At 66.2% G+C, this 17,584-nt stretch carries 18 protein-coding genes; 15 read left to right on the forward strand and 3 right to left on the reverse strand.

The features are described 5' to 3' along the window. Position 1 precedes the first annotated feature (1 nt). The 10 genes from TZ00_RS13700 to ccsB all read left to right on the forward strand — a co-directional run bounded on the left by TZ00_RS13700 (position 2) and on the right by ccsB (position 10,917). Entirely contained in the window at positions 2-1,405 is a 1,404-nt protein-coding gene (locus TZ00_RS13700) for a PstA family ABC transporter permease (RefSeq protein ID WP_202965858.1), read from the forward strand. After that, entirely contained in the window at positions 1,402-3,060 is a 1,659-nt protein-coding gene (locus TZ00_RS13705; protein WP_052521586.1) for a substrate-binding domain-containing protein, read from the forward strand. Before TZ00_RS13700 ends, TZ00_RS13705 begins: the two co-directional genes overlap by 4 nt. Before the next feature lie 164 nt (positions 3,061-3,224). Beyond that, positions 3,225-4,037, forward strand: a complete 813-nt coding sequence (locus TZ00_RS13710; protein ID WP_161793775.1) for a sortase — start codon at positions 3,225-3,227, stop codon at positions 4,035-4,037. Between the two features lie 229 nt (positions 4,038-4,266). Then, positions 4,267-5,028 carry a phosphate ABC transporter ATP-binding protein gene (locus TZ00_RS13715; protein ID WP_238579692.1) on the forward strand — a complete coding sequence of 254 codons (762 nt, stop codon included), beginning with the start codon at positions 4,267-4,269 and terminating at the stop codon, positions 5,026-5,028. 3 nt (positions 5,029-5,031) lie between these two features. After that, positions 5,032-5,784, forward strand: a complete 753-nt coding sequence (locus TZ00_RS13720; RefSeq protein WP_052521588.1) for a lytic transglycosylase domain-containing protein — start codon at positions 5,032-5,034, stop codon at positions 5,782-5,784. A gap of 50 nt (positions 5,785-5,834) precedes the next feature. Further along, positions 5,835-6,581 carry a class F sortase gene (locus TZ00_RS13725; protein WP_161793776.1) on the forward strand — a complete coding sequence of 249 codons (747 nt, stop codon included), beginning with the start codon at positions 5,835-5,837 and terminating at the stop codon, positions 6,579-6,581. Continuing rightward, complete coding sequence (locus tag TZ00_RS13730; RefSeq protein ID WP_044442526.1) at positions 6,581-8,437, forward strand: PASTA domain-containing protein; 1,857 nt, start codon at positions 6,581-6,583, stop codon at positions 8,435-8,437. The genes TZ00_RS13725 and TZ00_RS13730 overlap by 1 nt, the downstream gene beginning before the upstream one ends. Next, a complete protein-coding gene (locus tag TZ00_RS13735) occupies positions 8,430-9,095 on the forward strand; it encodes a hypothetical protein (RefSeq protein WP_044442528.1) in 666 nt (221 codons plus the stop codon). The genes TZ00_RS13730 and TZ00_RS13735 overlap by 8 nt, the downstream gene beginning before the upstream one ends. Before the next feature lie 98 nt (positions 9,096-9,193). Then, positions 9,194-9,862: a hypothetical protein gene (locus TZ00_RS19780; protein WP_152631206.1), complete on the forward strand. Its 669-nt coding sequence runs from the start codon at positions 9,194-9,196 to the stop codon at positions 9,860-9,862. A 38-nt stretch (positions 9,863-9,900) separates the two neighbouring features. Then, positions 9,901-10,917, forward strand: coding sequence for a c-type cytochrome biogenesis protein CcsB (gene ccsB, locus TZ00_RS13745; RefSeq protein WP_044442530.1), 1,017 nt, complete (start codon positions 9,901-9,903; stop codon positions 10,915-10,917). 64 nt (positions 10,918-10,981) lie between these two features. Here the strand turns inward: ccsB and TZ00_RS13750 are convergent, their stop codons facing one another. The 3 genes from TZ00_RS13750 to TZ00_RS13760 form a co-directional block, all read right to left on the reverse strand. Further along, entirely contained in the window at positions 10,982-11,617 is a 636-nt protein-coding gene (locus TZ00_RS13750) for a hypothetical protein (protein WP_044442531.1), read from the reverse strand. A gap of 115 nt (positions 11,618-11,732) precedes the next feature. Further along, positions 11,733-12,731, reverse strand: a complete 999-nt coding sequence (locus TZ00_RS13755; protein ID WP_044442532.1) for an o-succinylbenzoate synthase — start codon at positions 12,729-12,731, stop codon at positions 11,733-11,735. A 21-nt stretch (positions 12,732-12,752) separates the two neighbouring features. After that, a complete protein-coding gene (locus TZ00_RS13760; RefSeq protein ID WP_044442756.1) occupies positions 12,753-13,280 on the reverse strand; it encodes a ribonuclease H family protein in 528 nt (175 codons plus the stop codon). Positions 13,281-13,356: 76 nt separating this feature from the next. Here TZ00_RS13760 and TZ00_RS13765 point away from each other — a divergent pair, with 76 nt between their 5' ends. Genes TZ00_RS13765 through TZ00_RS13785 form a run of 5 tightly spaced genes read left to right on the forward strand, consistent with a single transcriptional unit; the run spans position 13,357 to position 17,542 of the window. After that, entirely contained in the window at positions 13,357-14,589 is a 1,233-nt protein-coding gene (locus TZ00_RS13765) for a hypothetical protein (RefSeq protein WP_044442533.1), read from the forward strand. Positions 14,590-14,630: 41 nt separating this feature from the next. Beyond that, on the forward strand, positions 14,631-15,572 hold the full coding sequence (locus TZ00_RS13770) for a hypothetical protein (RefSeq protein WP_044442535.1): 942 nt from the start codon (positions 14,631-14,633) through the stop codon (positions 15,570-15,572). A gap of 34 nt (positions 15,573-15,606) precedes the next feature. Further along, positions 15,607-16,527, forward strand: a complete 921-nt coding sequence (locus TZ00_RS13775) for a 1,4-dihydroxy-2-naphthoyl-CoA synthase (protein ID WP_044442537.1) — start codon at positions 15,607-15,609, stop codon at positions 16,525-16,527. A 53-nt stretch (positions 16,528-16,580) separates the two neighbouring features. Continuing rightward, positions 16,581-17,108 carry a MarR family winged helix-turn-helix transcriptional regulator gene (locus TZ00_RS13780; RefSeq protein ID WP_044442538.1) on the forward strand — a complete coding sequence of 176 codons (528 nt, stop codon included), beginning with the start codon at positions 16,581-16,583 and terminating at the stop codon, positions 17,106-17,108. An 11-nt stretch (positions 17,109-17,119) separates the two neighbouring features. After that, entirely contained in the window at positions 17,120-17,542 is a 423-nt protein-coding gene (locus TZ00_RS13785) for an organic hydroperoxide resistance protein (RefSeq protein ID WP_044442540.1), read from the forward strand. Positions 17,543-17,584 lie beyond the last annotated feature (42 nt).

The following is a 17,584-nucleotide window of genomic DNA, read 5'->3' on the forward strand; positions in this document are numbered from 1 at the left end:
CGTGAGCATCGACCACGACGTGCGGTCTCCCCACGAATCGATCATCGAACTGGACGAGAGCCTTCGCCTAGAGGAGTTCTCCGAGCCGGTCGCCGCGCCCTCCACCACTCTGCCAAGGCTCGCACTGGCTGAGGAGCCGGAAGAACCGCCGAAAGTTGTCGTCGGAATTTCGCGGGACGACGTCTTGACGATCGCAGGTGCCGCGGTCTCTGGGCTGTCAGTGGGAGTGGTGCTGAGCCTCGTGCTCGGCGTTGTTCCTGTTGGCTGGATGTTCTTCGTCTCGTACCTCTGGTTCGTGGCGATATACACCACCCTCGTGTTCCTGCGTGATCGTGGACCCGCAGTGCGAGATCGGTTCTGGACGGTGATGCTTTCGTCTGCCGGAGTTGTCGTCGTGGCAACCCTCGGCTTGGTCATCGGATTCACGCTGCTGAGCGGCCAGGAGGTATTCGCGCAGGCCTTCGACCCGAGCAGCGGTCAGGCGATCTGGGAACGCTTTCATTTCTTGACCCTCGATATGGGAGGGGTCGGGCCCTTGGCGGCGCTGAAGGACGGCGGCATTCTGCACGCCATCGTCGGAACCCTCATACAGATCGGCGTCGCCCTGGCGATCACCGTTCCGTTGGGAATCACGACCGCTCTCTTTCTCGCCGAGGTGCGGGGCAAGTTCGCCCGTTTTGTACGCACGATCGTCGAAGCCATGACCGCTCTGCCCTCGGTCGTCGCCGGACTCTTCATTTACGCGGCCATCATCGTTGGGATCACCCACGAATTCAACGGGTTCGCGGCGTCCCTCGCCATCACCGTGCTCATGCTGCCGATCATGATTCGTTCCTCCGATGTGGTGCTGCGCCTGGTGCCGGGAAACCTGCGGGAGGCCGGACTTGCTCTGGGTGCGAGCCAGTGGTCCGTTGTCTGGAGGGTCGTCCTGCCCACAGTCCGCTCCGGACTGACCACGGCGATAATCCTGGCAACGGCCCACGGAATCGGTGAGACCGCGCCGGTTCTTCTCACCGCGGGAGTCACGTCCAACCTCAACATCAACCCGTTCAGCGGGCCGATGACCTCGCTTCCACTGGCCGCCCTCGAGTTCGTCAAGAACTCGCAGAACACGATGAAGGCCAGAGGCTTCGCCACCGCCGCAGTGCTGCTCGTTCTGGTGCTCGTTCTGTTCTTGATCGCTCGGAAGATCGGTGGACAAGAACCCGGCAAGCTCACGCCCGTTCAGCGAGCGAAGCTCGGCCAGCGCTCTCGGGCCACGGCGGCTCGGATGGCTCGCAACAGCCAACGGGCAGCCGCCGACCGGACCATCTCACCACCCGGCGGCGAGCCTGCGCCAGCACATGCTGAACCCGACCCGCATCCACAATCGCCATCCCAGCAGAGCACCGGAGACAAAATATGATCCGCCCACGTTTGCGCGCCCTCAGCCGTGCCCTCGGAGTCACTCTCGTGTTCGGCCTCATCGCCGGCGGGGCATTGCCGGCCGCGGCCGCCAGCTACCAGCGCATCTCCGGCGAAGGCTCGAGCTGGGCGGCGCTGGCCGTGCAGCAGTGGCAGGCAGACGTAAAGTCCCAGGGAGTTACCGTCGACTACGTTCCCAGCGGCTCGTCGCAAGGGCGAAAGAACTTCGCTGGCAGAATCGATGCCAAGTTCGCCGTGTCTGAGATCCCTTATCGCGGTGACACCGCCGACAAGCGCGACGACAGCTATCCGGATTTCAATTTCACCATGATGCCTATGGTCGCCGGCGGCACCAGTTTTATGTACAACCTCGAGGTGAACGGGCAGCAGTTTCGAGACCTCAATCTCTCGCAGCAGGCTGCAGCGGGCATTTTCTCCGGCACGATCACCCAGTGGAATGACCCGGCGATCGCGGCTGACAATCCCGGCGTGAACCTGCCTGCGCAGCCCATCACGGTGGTCGTGCGATCAGAAGGATCGGGTGCAACGGCACAATTCACCCTCTGGATGCTTCGCCAGTTTCCGGCTGCGTATCAGCAGTTGTGCTCGGTGAGCGGGGAGTGCGACGGCACTCACGCCACGAGCTACTTTCCTGCTCAGAACAAAGCCAACTTCGTGGCCCAGAGCGGCTCGGACGGCGTGACGAAGTACACCGTGCAGACCTCTGGCACGATCAATTACGACGAGTTCGCATACGCGCAGCAGGCAGGGTTTCCCGTGGCGAATCTGAAGAACGCCGCCGGTTTCTACACGACACCGACCGACACGGCGGTGGCGGTCGGACTGACCCAGGCAGTTATCAACAGCGACCCGAACTCAGAGAATTACCTTGCGCAGGACTTGTCGAACGTATATGCCTATCAAGATCCGCGCAGCTATGCGCTCTCGTCCTATTCCTACTTCATGGTGCCGACGCAGACGACGAACCAGTTCGACGAGTCGCACGGTGCCACGCTCGGCTACTTCACCCAGTACTCGCTGTGCGAGGGACAGCAGACGATGGGAACCCTGGGGTACTCGCCGCTGCCGATGAATCTCGTTCTCGCAGCGATGACGGAGATTCGGAAAATTCCGGGGCTTGATGCGCCGACCACGGCCAAATTGGATGCGGTGGCGAACTCCGCCCTCGGCGCGGATGGAGGAAACCCGTGCAACAACCCGACCTTCCAGCCGGGGGACAACCCATCGCACAACGTTCTCGTCGATAAGGCACCATTCCCGGCGGGCTGCGACGAGGCGTGCCAGGCACCGTGGCGCCTCGCAAGCGCCGGCGTCGCTGCCTCGGGTCCGACCTTCGATGCCGGCGCGCCGGCCGCCGCCGGGGGCGCTGGCGCGGGGGCAGCCGCGGCAGATAGCACGGCAGCAGCCGCGTCCACCAAAGTGTGTGATTCCGACACCGGCGTCTGTGTCGAAGGAACCGCAAATACGGTGGCGGGCGGCAAGGTGACACCCGTCTCGACCGTTATTCCTGGTCAGCAGGGGTGGGCCGGACCGCAGACCCTGATGGTTCTCGTCGGGGGGCTTCTCGCACTCTTCCTCGTGGCGCCGGCACTCGTCTCGCGTGTGCTCTCCAAGGCCCCACGGAAACGCATATGACCATCGTGACGGAGCGGCCTGACTCCGCGGCAGACAACGTACCTCCACCAGGGGGAGTGTTTGCGGAGCACATGCCGCCCAGAAAACCGAGTCCGGCCGCGTCACGACCGGCGAAAATCGCGGCCCCGGCCCTGGAGAGATTTCTCTCTCTCATGCTGGTGATGGTGTCTGTCACGATCCTCGCGCTGCTGGCCAACCTCGTGCTGGTTTCTCCCGTGCAGCATTACGCGAGCCAGAACCGGCTCTACCAGGACATCCGGCTGGCCCTCGCCGAGGGATCAGCACCGACGGGGCCGGTGAATCCGGACGGCACCCTCGTGGAACCGGGAACCGCACTGGGGGTGCTGTACGCGCCCATCATCGGTATCGGCCACGAGGTGATGGTCGAGGGTACTTCGGCAGCACAGACCATGGAGGGCATCGGGCATCGCCGAGACACGGTACTGCCGTGCCAAGTGGGCACGAGCGTTCTCATGGCGCGCTCCGGAGCCTATGGAGGAGTCGGCCAGGCCTTCACAAAGCTTGTGCCGGGCGACAAGTTCTCCGTGACGGTGACACAGGGGTCCTGCACCTACGAGGTGATCTCGGCCCGTCGTCCGGGCGATCAGGCACCATCCGCGCCGGCTGCCCGCGAAGGACGGTTGACCCTCACCACTGCCTCTGGAGCACCCTTTATGCCTACCGAGGTATATCGAGTCGACGCCAAGCTGGTGACCGATGCGTTCGACCACCCTTCCGTCGCGTTTCCGACGGGCGCCCTGCCCTCTTCGGAGGCCGCTATGGGAACGGATACGAGCAACCTCTTCGCGCTCGTTCTGTTGCTCGAGCTGCTGGTCGGCGTAGCGATCGGCGTCTCCTGGCTGTGGCGTCGATGGGGTCGCTGGCAAACCTGGATCGTCGGGGCCCCGGCGATCATCGCCGTCGGGCTGCTCTCAGCCACGGCTATCAATCAATGGCTCCTGCCGAATCTGCTCTGAAACCACAGTTTTTCAACAAGAAAGCCGCGTTATTCGTATGATCACTCTTCCTTTCAGCCGCCGGCAGCAGCCGGGGCGGTACGCGCGCGCGACCGACAACGAGTCCGCGGCTCCCACCGTGCAAACGGACATAATTCTTCCCGACATCGATTCTCCGAGCGGTTTGTCGGCGAACGGTGGCTTCGATGTGAGGCGAGAACTGTTCGGCGAAACCTCCGCCGGTGAACTCGTGGCCGACTCGATCACTGCGTGGTTCGGCACGCACAAGGTGCTCGACCGAGTATCACTGACGATGGAGACCGGCAAAGTAACCGCACTTATCGGTCCTTCGGGGTGCGGCAAGTCCACCTTCCTCCGCATCCTCAATCGAATGCATGAGATGGTGCCGTCGGCGTCGCTCTCCGGGGAGGTGCGTCTCGACGGCAGCGATCTCTACGAGCGCAGCCAGAGGCTGACGTGGGCGAGACGTCAGGTCGGCATGATCTTTCAGAAGCCCAATCCTTTCCCGGCGATGTCGATCTACGAGAACACGATCGCGGCGCTGAATCTCACTGGCGTTCGGGCGAACCGTGAGCAGAAGGATCAGCTCGTCGAGGACAGTCTGCGCAAAGCGTCATTGTGGGATGAGGTCAAGGATCGGCTCGAGCAGCCGGGTGGTGGGTTGTCTGGCGGGCAACAGCAAAGGCTCTGCATCGCCCGCGCCCTCGCCGTGGCTCCGCGAGTCTTGCTCATGGACGAACCCTGCTCGGCACTCGACCCGACGTCGACGCGACGCGTGGAGGAGACCATCGCGCAACTCCGCGGTCAGATGACCATCGTGATCGTGACGCATAACATGCAGCAGGCCGCGCGGGTCTCCGACGAATGTGCGTTCTTCTTGGCTGCCCAGAACACACCGGGTGTGATTGTGGAGCACGGAGATACCGGTGCGATGTTCAATAATCCGCAGGATGAGCGCACATTCGACTATGTCAACGGACGGTTCGGCTAGGCCATGTCGATTCGTGCGATCTTTGGCTTCGCCCTGGCGGCTTTTCTCGTCGTCGGCGGAGTGGGCTATGTGGCGGCCATGCCTCGGCCCGCCCAAATGGTCGGACTGCCTGTGGCGGAACAAGTTCCTCTCGGCGCGTCGGTCACAGTTCTTCCCAAGCAGGTAGGTATCGAGGGAGGTGATAGCGGTCAACAGGTGACGATCGACGGGCAGTGGATGCTCTCGATAGGAGCGACCGCCGGGATTCCTGCGCGGGCGCTCCAGGCGTACGCGTCGGCCGCGAACACCATCGATACCGCCCGACCCGACTGCCAGCTGGGGTGGAACACCCTGGCGGCCATCGGCATGGTCGAGTCCGGACACGGCACGCACGGCGGCGCCTCCATCGGTCCGGATGGCCAGCTGATCGGTAGCATCCTGGGCCCCGTTCTCGACGGTGTGGACTTCGACGCGGTCCCCGACACAGACCGAGGAGTGCTCGACGGTGACAGCCAATGGGATCGCGCCGTAGGGCCGTTCCAGTTCATCCCATCGACCTGGGCGGCATACGGCGTCGATGCATCGGGAGACGGTGTGGCCGACCCGAATCAGATCGACGATGCCGCCTTGACGGCCGCGGTGTATCTCTGCACCGCGGGTCAGGACCTCTCGACCGATGCCGGGTGGACTGCCGCGGTGCGGGCCTACAACAACAACGACGACTACGTCAGCGCGGTGCGAACGCAGTCTGCCGAGTACGCGCAGCTCGCCGGCTGATGACGCTGTTCCAGGAGACGCCCCCGAAGAGGCGCAGCAGCTATCGGCCCGTGAATCGGCCTGATGGCCGGCGGGTGCGGCCCCGGACGAGTCGTGCGCGTCGGTCGCTTCGTTCGCGTGTCGTCGGTGCGGGCCTCCTCGCCTTCGCCGGCCTGTGTGTCGCGTCAGCTCTGGTGCTCGGGGTGCTCGTTGCTACCGGATCGCCCACGGTCGTACCTCTCATGGAGGCCGTGTCCCCTCCGGTCGATGAGCAGGCTGCCGCTGTCGCCGAAGACGCGGCGGCGGAGCAGCTCGTCGAGCAGCAGAACGGGGGCGTCGCACCGGATCCGATCCCGGGGCAGCCCCTGCGCATCCAGATACAGGCCGTGGGCCTCGACGCCGATGTGCGTGCCATGGGCGTGCCGGAGAGTCGCGAGCTCGACCCGCCGGGGCCCTATCGCGCGTACTGGATCTCTGACTACGGCGTGGCCGGGCCCGCCAGCACCAACACGACGTACCTCGCGGGGCATACCTACCGAGACGGCTCGGCCGTCTTCAACCCGTTGCTCGACGTTCCGCAGTCTGCGGGGGCGGTCTCGCCCGGCGAGTCGATCGTGATCACGACTCCTGAGGGCGACGTCTCCTACACGATCGAATCCACCGAGCTCTACGACAAGACGAGTGTCGAGCAGCAGACGAAGCTGTGGGAGCAGGTGCCTGGTCGTCTCGTGGTCGTGACCTGTTTTCAGTACAACGGCGGCACCTCGTCGAGCCAGAATTTCGTCGTCTACGCTCAGCTCGACCCCGGGCAGGCGTAATGGCGGAACTGCTCGCGGGCCGCTACGAGATCGGTCCTGTTCTGACGAGTACGGCCCTTGTTCTGAGGCATCGAGGCCGCGACACTCAACTCGATCGCGATGTCACGGTCACGTTTCTGCGCCAGGAGCTGGCCGAAGACGAGGCCAGCGTCGGACTTTTCTCGGCGATCATCTCGGTGACGTCTGAGCTGTCGCATCCCGGCATCGTCGCCGTGTACGACGCCGGATCTGGCACGTTCGGCGATGTGCCTGTGCGCTGGGCGGTCGGCGAGGCAGTCGACGCGCCTAACGTCGACGAGTTCTCGCCCACACCACAGCAGGCAGAGCGGTGGGGAGCGGGCATGCTCGATATCGCCGAGCAGCTGGTTCAGGCCATGCAGAGCGCCCATGGCGACGGCGTCGTGCACGGCAACCTCGGACCTTCGACGGTGCTGCTGCAGACATGCCCAGACGGCAGCCTGCGTGCGTGCGTGACAGGTTTCGGACCGCAGGCGGCCGATCTGGCGGTCTTGTCGAATCCGGCGGTGACCCAGCACATGTGGCAGGCGTTCACCGAGCAGGTCGAGTACCCGTCACCCGAGCAGCAGGCCGGTCGTGCGCCGACCCGCCGCAGCGATATCTACGGCTTCGGATGCGTGCTGGCCGCGTTGCTGCTGCACGTCGAGCGAGCCCCGGGTGGCGTTGACAGCGACGTCGCGCGGACCGCGGCGCTCGCCCGCATCGCTGAACAGGCGATGAGTGAGAAACCGGCGGATCGCCAGCACTCCTTCGCCGTGGTGGGCGAGCAGTTGCGCTGGGTCCGCTCGGCGAAGTCGCTCGATCACCTCGGCGAGAGCGGTGGTGATAGCGAGGTTTCGCCCCCCACGATGGTTCTGCCTTTCGCCCCGACGGCACGGGTCGAGCCGGCACCGGCCACGGAACGGTTGACCTACCTGCCGGTCAAACGCGTGAAGCGCACGCGCCGAGCCCGTTCGGCAGGATCGAGCCGTGGTCGTCGATCGTCGCCCGGTGGGCGGATGTTCGCGGCTCTCACTCTCGTTGTGCTCATTGTGGCCGGGATCGGGTGGGGGATCAGCCAGTCTGAGACCCAGGCCTCATCGGCGTCGATCACCATCCCGTCTGTGGCCGGGCAGGAACTCGGCGCCGCAACAACGCTGCTCGGTTCGGTGGGACTCTCGCTCGGAGGCCAGATGCAGCGGCCGGACGCCATCGTGCCGGCCGGTCTCGTCTCGGCGACCGAGCCGGCGGCCGGCATTCAGGTGCCGGTCGGGCACTCGGTGACGCTCGTGATCTCCAGCGGACCCGATGCCCGCTCCGTGCCGCAGTTGCAGGCACTCTCTCTGGCGTCTGCCCAGGAGGCGCTTGCCGCCTCCGGTCTTGTGGCCGGGGAGATCGTGCAGCGGGACGGCCTTGCGGCTGCAGGTTCCGTGCTCGACAGCGATCCACCCTTCGGCACGTTGGTTTCCGCGGGGGTGGTCGTCGACATCGTGGTGGCGAGCGGCAATCAGCGTGTGCCGTCGGGTCTCCCCGGGCAGGCGGGCGTCGCGGCATCCCAACAACTTGCGGCCGCAGGCCTGGCGCCGCAGTTGCTCAGCCGACCGAGCAGCGACGTCGCCACCGGGGTTGTCATCGAGGTCATCCCTGGCGAAGGCTCCAGCGTGCCCCTCGGCACGATCGTCACGCTGGTCGTGGCGGAGTACACACCGCGTGCGGCTGACGGCGTGCCCACGACGACGCCGACGACAGCTTTGCCGACCAAGACGCCGCCGTCCCCTACCTCCGCCCCGACATCGAAGCCGACAACGTTCTCGCCCACCTCGCCGGCGGCGCAGCAGGATCACAACGGCGATGGGTGATTCGGGCAAGGCCAAGCCGGTCCACCGCACGGCCATTTCGATCGATGTTTTCGAAAGCGCGGATTCGCAGGCGCTCAAGGACTTCCTCGAGCGGCGCCGTCGCATCCTGTCGCCGCTCTCGCGCAACTCCCCGCTCTCCGCGCAGCATTCGTCGGGTGGCCGACCGCTCAGCGGACCCATCTTCACGTGGACGGTCTTTGCGGGGAACGGCCGATCCATCGCATCGAGTGCGGAACTGTTCAGCAACGAGATTTCCGCAGAGCGCAGCGCGATCACGACCATGGCGAGGGTGGACGACATCGAGGTTCTGCGGGTGCGGGCCCACTCGGCGCCCATGCACGCGTGGGCAATGAATGTAGATGGGGCACCCCGACTCATCGCGCTCCGATACTTCACGACGGTGCGCCTGCGAGACCGCAACGCAGCGAGTGTTCTCGCCGCGCTCCACGATGGAATGGTCGTTCCGCCGGGTGATGGCCCTCCGCACCAGCGAATGCCGCCTCCCCTTTCGCCGCGTCGGATCACCGATGACCTACTGGCCGAGGTTGCGGGACCACTCAAACTTCGGGGCGAGGGCCGGCCGATCCGGCCGATCCTGAGGAGTTACATCTCGCAACCGGTCCGCAGCAGGATCCGCACAGACCGGGACGGTTCATGACCGAGGTGCGCATAAGCGAACGGCCGCGTGGCGGCGCTGGTTCTTCCGCCGGGCTGTTCCGATCGTTTCACCGAGCTCGCTTGCGTGCGGCGCTTCGCGTGCGAGTGCCGCTGCTCGTGTTGGCGAGCGCCGCGCTCGCGGCAGGTATATGGGGAGGCATCACCGCGACGCCGTCGGCCCGCGTTGATGCTGCGACTCAACCGACGGGCCGGGTCGCTGGTCCGGCGGTCGCCGCGCCTGTGGCGCAGCTTGCGGGCGGCGCGACCGACCCGGCGGCGGCTCAGGCCGCGGCGTCCCCGGCGGTGGTCTCCGCGGCGATCGATCCGGCGGATGGCCAACCCATCGCATCCATCTCGCCGGTGCCGGCTGTGCCGCCGCAGGCTGCGACGCCGGTCGCACCGACGCCCCTCTATTCGATCTCGGTGACGGCTCGCGGGCACCAGACCGAGTTGGATGCTTGTCAGTGGGTTCGTATGGATGTCGGCGCGATCGCCCCGATCGTAGGCGCCCACAACTTCTGCCACGGCGACATCGTGCTCGACATGACGATGGGGGAGATCGTGAGCGTGACGGGCACCGACCTCGACGGCGACTACCAGATCACCGGTAGCCGGGATGCTCGGGCCGGCGAGGATGCGGCCCGAGCCACCGCGGGCCTCTCCGGTGACCTCCTGTTTCAGACCTGCTACTGGGACGACGCGAGAGGCCTTCGACTGGTGACGGCCGTCAAGGTGGATCTCTCGCTACCCCCTAGCGTGGTCGGCTGACGTTTATTCAGCCGGGGGAGCTTAGGATTGCATCCGTGATGGAAACGCTGGAACAGTACTCGATTCTCCTCGTCTATTCGGCGATGGCGATCTACGCGCTCGCGTTCATCTCGTTCGCGCTCGATCTTGCCAAGCGGTCGTCGCAGGTGAAGGCCGCGGCGGTGGCCGCTGCACCCGCATCCGCACCCGCCGAGCTCGTCGGCGCATCCGTGGCTGGCCGAAGTGGCGCAGTCGATGCGCCCGCCGCTACCGCTGGCGCATCCGGTGTCGCTGGTGCCGGTGTCGGCGCAACCCCGAAGCGTTCCGTCACCCTGCGCATCGGCGTGGCTTTGACCATTCTCGGGTTTGCGCTGCAGCTGGGCGGGGTCATCCTGCGCGGCATCGCGGCCGAGCGGGTGCCGTGGGCCAACATGTACGAGTTCTCGATCACGGGAACACTGCTCATCATGGCCGTCTTCCTCGTGGTGCTCGTTCGCGAAGATCTGCGCTTCCTCGGCACGTTCATCACCGGGCTGGTGCTCATTCTGCTTGGTGTCTCCACCGTGAACTACTACGTCGCCGTGGTGCCGCTGCCGCCGGCGCTCGAATCGGCGTGGCTCGTGATCCACGTTTTCGTGGCCAGCCTCGGCACCGCGTTCTTCGCCATCGGCGGCGCGCTGTCCGGCATCCAGCTGCTGCAGAACCGTCGCGAGGCGGCCAAGGGGTCGAAGTTCCTGAACTTCCGACTGCTCGACACACTGCCGGACTCCGTGCGCCTCGAGAACCTGGCCTACCGCATCAACATCGTTGGTTTCGTCTTCTGGACCTTCACCCTCATAGCCGGCGCCGTCTGGGCAGAGCGTGCCTGGGGGCGTTACTGGGGCTGGGACACCAAAGAGGTCTGGACCTTCATCATCTGGGTCATCTACGCGGGGTACATCCACGCTCGGGCCACCAAGGGCTGGCGTGGATCGCGGTCGGCATGGCTTGCGCTGATCGGTTTCGCTGCCGTGCTGTTCAACTTCGGCGTTGTGAACGTGTTCTTCAAGGGGCTGCACGCCTACTCGGGTCTGTAGACCGCGCGCTCGTATTCAGGAAGAACCGGCCTGAAAGCGCTTTTTCGTGCACGGGCGGTTCGTTCTACCTGAGCTGTGGCGCCGACGGCAGCTCGTAGCGTGCACGGTCGAGGATGAGTGAGGCTCCGAAGAGCCCCATAGTGAGCAGTGTGGCCGCCAGCATTCCGGGCTGCGCTGCGAGGGCGGCGAGCAGCAGTACGCCACCCACGACGTAGAGAACGAGCCGCGACCGAGAGCCGCGCACAACGAGCAGAACGAGCACGACCGCCGCGAATCCGCTCAGCAGCACCGTGACCGCGAGCATCGGGCCAGACCAGAAGTCCCGCGGCTGCACGGTGGCGCGAAGCCTGCCGGTCGCGTCAGCCGCGAGAATGCTGAGGTACACGGCCGGCCCGAGCGAGAGAAGGCTGACCAGCCGCGGCCGAAGCGCCGGCGGAATCCAGGCCGACATCGCGACGATCGCCAGCGCGCTGACGAGCGCCCACACGAGAATGATCGTTGCAACGGGAACGATGTAGCCGATTCCGTCGGCACAGAAAAACGATCCCGGGGCGGCCTCGCCGACATCGGAGTACTCGCAGTAGAGATGCACGCCGTCGCGCAGGAACGATACAAGGGGCAGGCCTCCGAGGATCACGGAGAGGACGAGCGAGACGCAGACCGAGGATGCTGCCCAAGCGCGGCCCGGAACTGGTGTCATGGCATTGAGCCTGTCACGGGTGTCGGCTCTAGCTCAGGAGAAACCGGCCTGAAAGGCCATTTTCGTGCACGGGCGGTGCGTTCCACCTGAACTGTGGCGCGGGCCCGAACGCGGGTCACGCCTGAAACGTGAGCACCTCGTAGCAGCGGGCGAGGCGCGCCCGCCACCAGGCGTCGCGCTCGGCGGATGCCGCGTGCTGCGTCAGCAGGGCCTCGTCGAGTTCGACGCGCTCCACCTCGATGAAGCCGCCGTTGGCGCGCACGGGCCGAGCCGTCACATCCGCCGCAAGCAGTGACGCGGTGCCCAGCCCGCAGTCGAAGTCGAGCGCGGGGATGCTCGCGGCGAGCCACGCTCCCATCGACAGGCCGACAGAGGTGTCAAGGGCACTCGACACAACGACGGGCAGCCCGGCCTCGCGAACGATGTCGAGCGCCGAGTGCACTCCACCCAGCGGCTGCGCCTTGATCACGAGGAGATCTGCAGCCCCGGCGCGCGCCACCTCGAGAGGGTCGGATGCCCGGCGCACGCTTTCGTCGGCCGCGATCGGGATGTCCCAGTCGTGCAGGCGCTCGCGCAGCTCGGCGAGCTCGGCGATCGACGCGCAGGGCTGCTCGACATATTCGAGGTCGAATTCGGCCAGCGAGTGGATGGCGTGCTCCGCCTCGTCGACGTTCCAGCCGCCGTTCGCGTCGACGCGGATGCGCCCCTTGGCTCCGAGCTCTTTGCGCACTGCGCGCACGCGGGCGACGTCATCGGCGAGCACCTGCCCGGCCTCCGCGACCTTCACCTTCGCCGTGCGGCACCCGTCGTACATTCCGAGCACTTCGGGCACACGTGACGCATCCACCGCGGGAACCGTGGCGTTCACTCGGACGCGGTCGCGCAGGGGTGACGGCTGCGCGCGCCATCCGAAGTCGATGGCGGCCGCGAGCCAGGTGGCGGCCTCGTCGTCGCCGTATTCCACGAAGGGAGAGAACTCCGTGGAGCCCTCGGGGCCGCGGAACACGACGGCCTCACGGGTGTCGATGCGTCGAAACCGGGTGGTCAGCGGAAGCGAGACGACGTGGGCGGCAGCGAGCAGTTCGGCGAGGGGAGGGAACGCGGAGGAGGCCATCTCCCCATTCTGCTCTCTGGCTCAGAAGAGGGCGGGTGGTGCGGTGTCTTCGGCCAGAACAGGCTCGACCGGGGTGGATGCGGCGGCGCCCGGCCATCCCGGGCCGCTCGGAACGGCGGTGCGGTTCTGGTACGCCGTGGATGCTGCGCGAGCGCGCGTGTCGGCCGCCTCGTTCATGGGGTGGTTGGCGTGACCCTTGACCCACTCGAAGGTCACGACGCGCCCCTGCAGCGCCTCGTCGAGCTGCTTGATGATCTCGACGTTCAGCACCGGCTTGCCGTCGGCCTTGCGCCAGCCCTTGCGCTTCCAACCCGCGAGCCACTCCGTGCACGCCTTGATGGCGTACTGGCTGTCGCACAGGATGTGCAGGGGCTCGGATTCGCCCTCGGTCGCGCGCAGCAACTCGAGAACCGCAGTGAGCTCGCCGATGTTGTTCGTGGCGCGGGGCCATCCGCCCGCCGCCCAGCGCTCGTCGTCGACGTACCAGGCCCAGCCTGCGGGGCCTGGGTTGCCGAGGGCTGAGCCGTCTGCGGAAGCGACGATCGTCACGGGGAACTCCTTCTGGCGCACGAAGCGGGAATGCGCACTATCGAGGGTAGGCGACTCGGGCTGACAGACTGAACGCATGCGCGACGACGACGCGGCGGTGGGGGAGCCGAAGCTACCGGACTACGGCACCCCGACGGGCCCCGATGCGGCGTTGCCCCTCTATGGCAGCAGCGACTCGGTCATACCGGTCGAATCTGCGGTTGCCGACTTCGACCCGAAGGCGGAGCGGCGGAAACAGGGAGAGCAAGCTCGCGCAGCGGCAGCGGCGCGACGGGCGCGCAAGAGTCGAGCCGCTCGGGAGGCCAAAGCGGCGGAGGCCGCACGCGCCAACCGGGCGAAACGCGAGGCGCTCTTGGAGCGAAAGCAGGAGGCTTACGCGGCTGCGGAACGGCGCCGAGGTGAGAGAGCGGCCCGGGTCCACGCTCGCCCGCCCGCGTGGGTCGTCAAGATGAACGAGGAGCGCCGCAAGAGGCTCATCGGGTACGCGGCCGAACGCCGTCTCGCGCGTATTGTCTTCAGGCGCCGTGCACGCGTAGTTGCGATCGTCATCGCTTCGACGGTTGTCGTCGGCACCATCACCGGCGTTGTCCTCCAGTCCTTCCGCGACGACCCGTCGCCGACTGTGTCCGACGGTGTCGACTGGACGGAATATCCAGGCCAGTATGCCGGTGACGAGCTGAGGACGCTCGGCGGCCCACGCCAGGAAGAGGTGGTGGCGGACAACGTCGAGCTCCTCGAGGAGCTGCGTGCGGCGGTGCAGAAAGAGTTAGCCGTCTCCTGGATCGAACACGGCCCCGCCACTGAGGTGCCGCTTGAGAACATCTGGGGTGGCCCCAGCATGCTGAGTGACTGGCAATCGCCGCGCTGGTACGCGACAGAAGAGATCTCGGACACGGAACTCAAGGGGCGGGTGATCGATAGCGTGAGCGATGTTTTGCTCGAGCACGGGTTCGACAAGCCCCGCCTCGTGAACGATCCCAAGACGTCGTTCTGGACCACCGAGGCGCTCAAGCAGGTCTACGGAAGCACGAGCCCCGAGACCCAAGTGGTGTGGGAATTGCGGGCCACACGGTTCGATAATTCGCTTACAGCCTTTCAGCTCACGATCACGGACTTTTCGAAAGACGAGACCGGCGAATTCGCCGAGGATGCCCGGCGCGACGAGGAGTTCTACGACAGGCCTGTGAGCTCGCTGGCCATGACGCTCACCAGCCATGCGCTGCTCGCAACCTCTGACGAGGCCGAGTTCCGCGAGAGAGCGGCCCCGTTCAAAGATAAGAAGGCTCCGGAGAGTCCGCCGAACGGGTAGGTGCCCTGATCGCCGAGCGACCGGCCTGGCACACTGGACGCATGCACGACGATGCGGAGCCCGACCTGCCTGACTACGGCACGCCCGGTGGCACACCACAACGCGTGGGCGGGCCGGCCTACGGCTCCGCGCGGCAGGGTCGAACGGTGTCGGATGCGCCGGCTCCGGCTCCGGAGACCGATGTGAGCGGTGACGGTGACGACGAGGGCGGCTTCGCCGGTTTTCTGGATGCCGTTCAAGACCGGGCGCAGGCGGTGCTCTCCGACCTCGGCATCGGCCCGGACGACGACCTTCCGACGGTCGCAGACGGCGTCGACTGGTCGCTCTATCCGGGAACGCGGGCGGGCGACGCCGAGTTCGCTCTGGCGGCCCTCTCGCAGGAGGAGATCATCGAGCGCAATGAGGCTCTGCTCTCGCGACTGCGCGACGCCATCACCCCGCGCTTCGGATTGAGCTGGGGGCTGTTCGGCGAGATTCCACGGGTTGACCCAGAGGTCAACGACTGGGGCGGCGAGAGCCTGCTCGAGACCTGCACCACGGGCACCTGGCGTTCCACGGCCAAGCTCACGAATCCGCTCGTCAAGATGCAGCTCGTCGACCTGGTCAGTGGCCTGCTCGAGGCCGAGGGCTTTCACGACGTGACCCTGCGGAACGACCCGGCCCATGCATCCGGGGCTGCGGCGCTCGCCGCACTGGAACACGAATTCGGCGGTCTGACCTTGCGGGATCAGGTGGTGTGGTCACTGGTCGCACGAGAGTCGGTGCACTCCGATAGTGAGTTCGAGCTCACGATCATCGAGCTGAAGCACGATCGCACCGGGCGTTTTCTCGAGGCGGCGCGGGCCAGGGCCGAGCTTCGCGGCGGACCGATGAGCTCGGTCGACCTCGAGATCGTGAGCCGCGGAACGCTGCCCCCGGAGTCGGAGGATGAGTTCCGCGACAGGGCACGCCGCTACGACGACCGGGAGCCGCCCGCGCTCTGACCTCGCATCGAGACGAGACTGGCAGACTGGCTGCATGTCTGAAACGCCGTTCGTCTCCGAGATCTTCGATGCTTCCGAGTGGGCTGTCGCGCCCGGGGCGAGCGCCCTGACCGACATCACCTATCACCACTCGAACGACGGGCGCGTGGCGCGTATCGCCTTCAATAGGCCAGAGGTGCGCAACGCATTCCGGCCGCACACGGTAGACGAGCTGTACCGCGCCCTCGATGACGCCCGGCAGAATCCGCGCATCGGCGTTGTGCTGCTCACCGGCAACGGCCCGAGCCCGAAAGACGGCGGCTGGGCCTTCTGTTCGGGCGGCGACCAGCGCATCCGGGGTCGCGACGGCTATCAGTACGCCGACGGCACCGTGCCCGACGGGCCCCTGGCCGGCGCCGCCACGGGCCGGCTGCACATCCTCGAGGTGCAGCGGCTCATCCGCACGATGCCGAAGGTAGTCATCGCGGTGGTTCCCGGCTGGGCGGCGGGCGGCGGACACTCGCTGCACGTGATCTGCGACCTGTCGATCGCCAGCGAAGAGCACGGCAAATTCAAGCAGACGGATGCCGATGTCGGCTCGTTCGACGCCGGTTACGGCAGCGCGTACTTCGCCCGGCAGATCGGGCAGAAGTTCGCGCGCGAGGTGTTCTTCCTGGCCCGGGAGTATTCGGCCCAGCGCGCCTACGAGATGGGCGCGGTCAACGCCGTTGTGCCGCACGCGGAGCTCGAGCGCGAGGCGCTGGACTGGGCGCGCACGATTTTGACCAAGTCGCCCACGGCCATCCGCATGCTGAAGTTTGCGTTCAACGCGGTCGACGACGGGCTCATGGGCCAGCAGGTCTTCGCGGGCGAGGCCACGCGACTCGCCTACGGAACCGACGAGGCCGTCGAGGGGCGCGACTCGTTCCTCGAGAAGCGTGAGCCCGACTGGTCGCCGTTCCCCTACCACTACTGATAGTGCACTGATAAAACGTTGCGCACAACTGAATTGTGCGCAATGCTTATCTCATGGCCACATCGACGACAGACCCTGCAGCGCCGCAGCCCTACGTGATCGATGAGCTCGTCTGTTTCGCCCTCTACAACGCATCCCACGCGATCACGCAGACCTACCGTTCGGTGCTTGCGCCGTGGGGGCTTACCTACCCGCAGTACCTCGTGTTCGTCGTTCTCTGGAACGAGGGCGCGATGCCGCTGCGAGACCTCGGGGCCAGGCTCGAGCTCGACTCCGGTACCCTTTCTCCGCTCACGAAGCGCATGGAGGAGGCTGGCTATCTCGAGCGCTCCCGCGCATCCGACGACGCGAGAGTCGTGACTATCGGCCTCACCGACAAAGGCGAGCGGATGCGCGAGGAGCTCGCCGCCGTTCCGGCCTGTGTCTCCGGCGCGATGAAGCTCGACCGCTCCACCGCCGCGCAGTTGCGCGGCATGCTGCACCAGCTGGCCGACGACACGCGCTCGTTCGATGCGGCCTCGTCAGACCCCACCTCGTTCGATACGACCCAGACCACCGGCGCACCCGACGCCGGTCGATGAAAGGAAACCCCATGGAGATTCTCTACACGGCAGAAGCGCTCTCGACTGGCGAAGGCCGCAACGGCCACGTGCGCACGAGCGACGGACAGGTCGACCTCGACCTCGCGATTCCCAAGGAGATGGGCGGCTCGGGCAACGGCGCGAACCCCGAAGACCTGTTCGCCGCCGGCTACGCTGCCTGCTTCCACTCCGCCCTGCAGAGCGTCGCCCGCGCCCGCAAGGTGAAGATCTCCGACTCGAGCGTCGGTGGCCGCGTTCACATCGGCCCGAACGGCGAAGGCGGATTCCAGCTCGCCGTTCTGCTCGAGGTCGTCATCCCGGGCGTCGAGCTCGCACTCGCCCAGGAGCTTGCCGACGCCGCGCACCAGGTGTGCCCCTACTCCAACGCGACACGCGGCAACATCGACGTGCAGATCGTCGTCGAAGAGGGCTGACCCTCTTCTTTCCACTCTCCGCCTCACCGAGCGCGGCTGTTT

Source organism: Agreia bicolorata, from assembly GCF_000938265.1.
Lineage (GTDB): Bacteria > Actinomycetota > Actinomycetes > Actinomycetales > Microbacteriaceae > Agreia > Agreia bicolorata.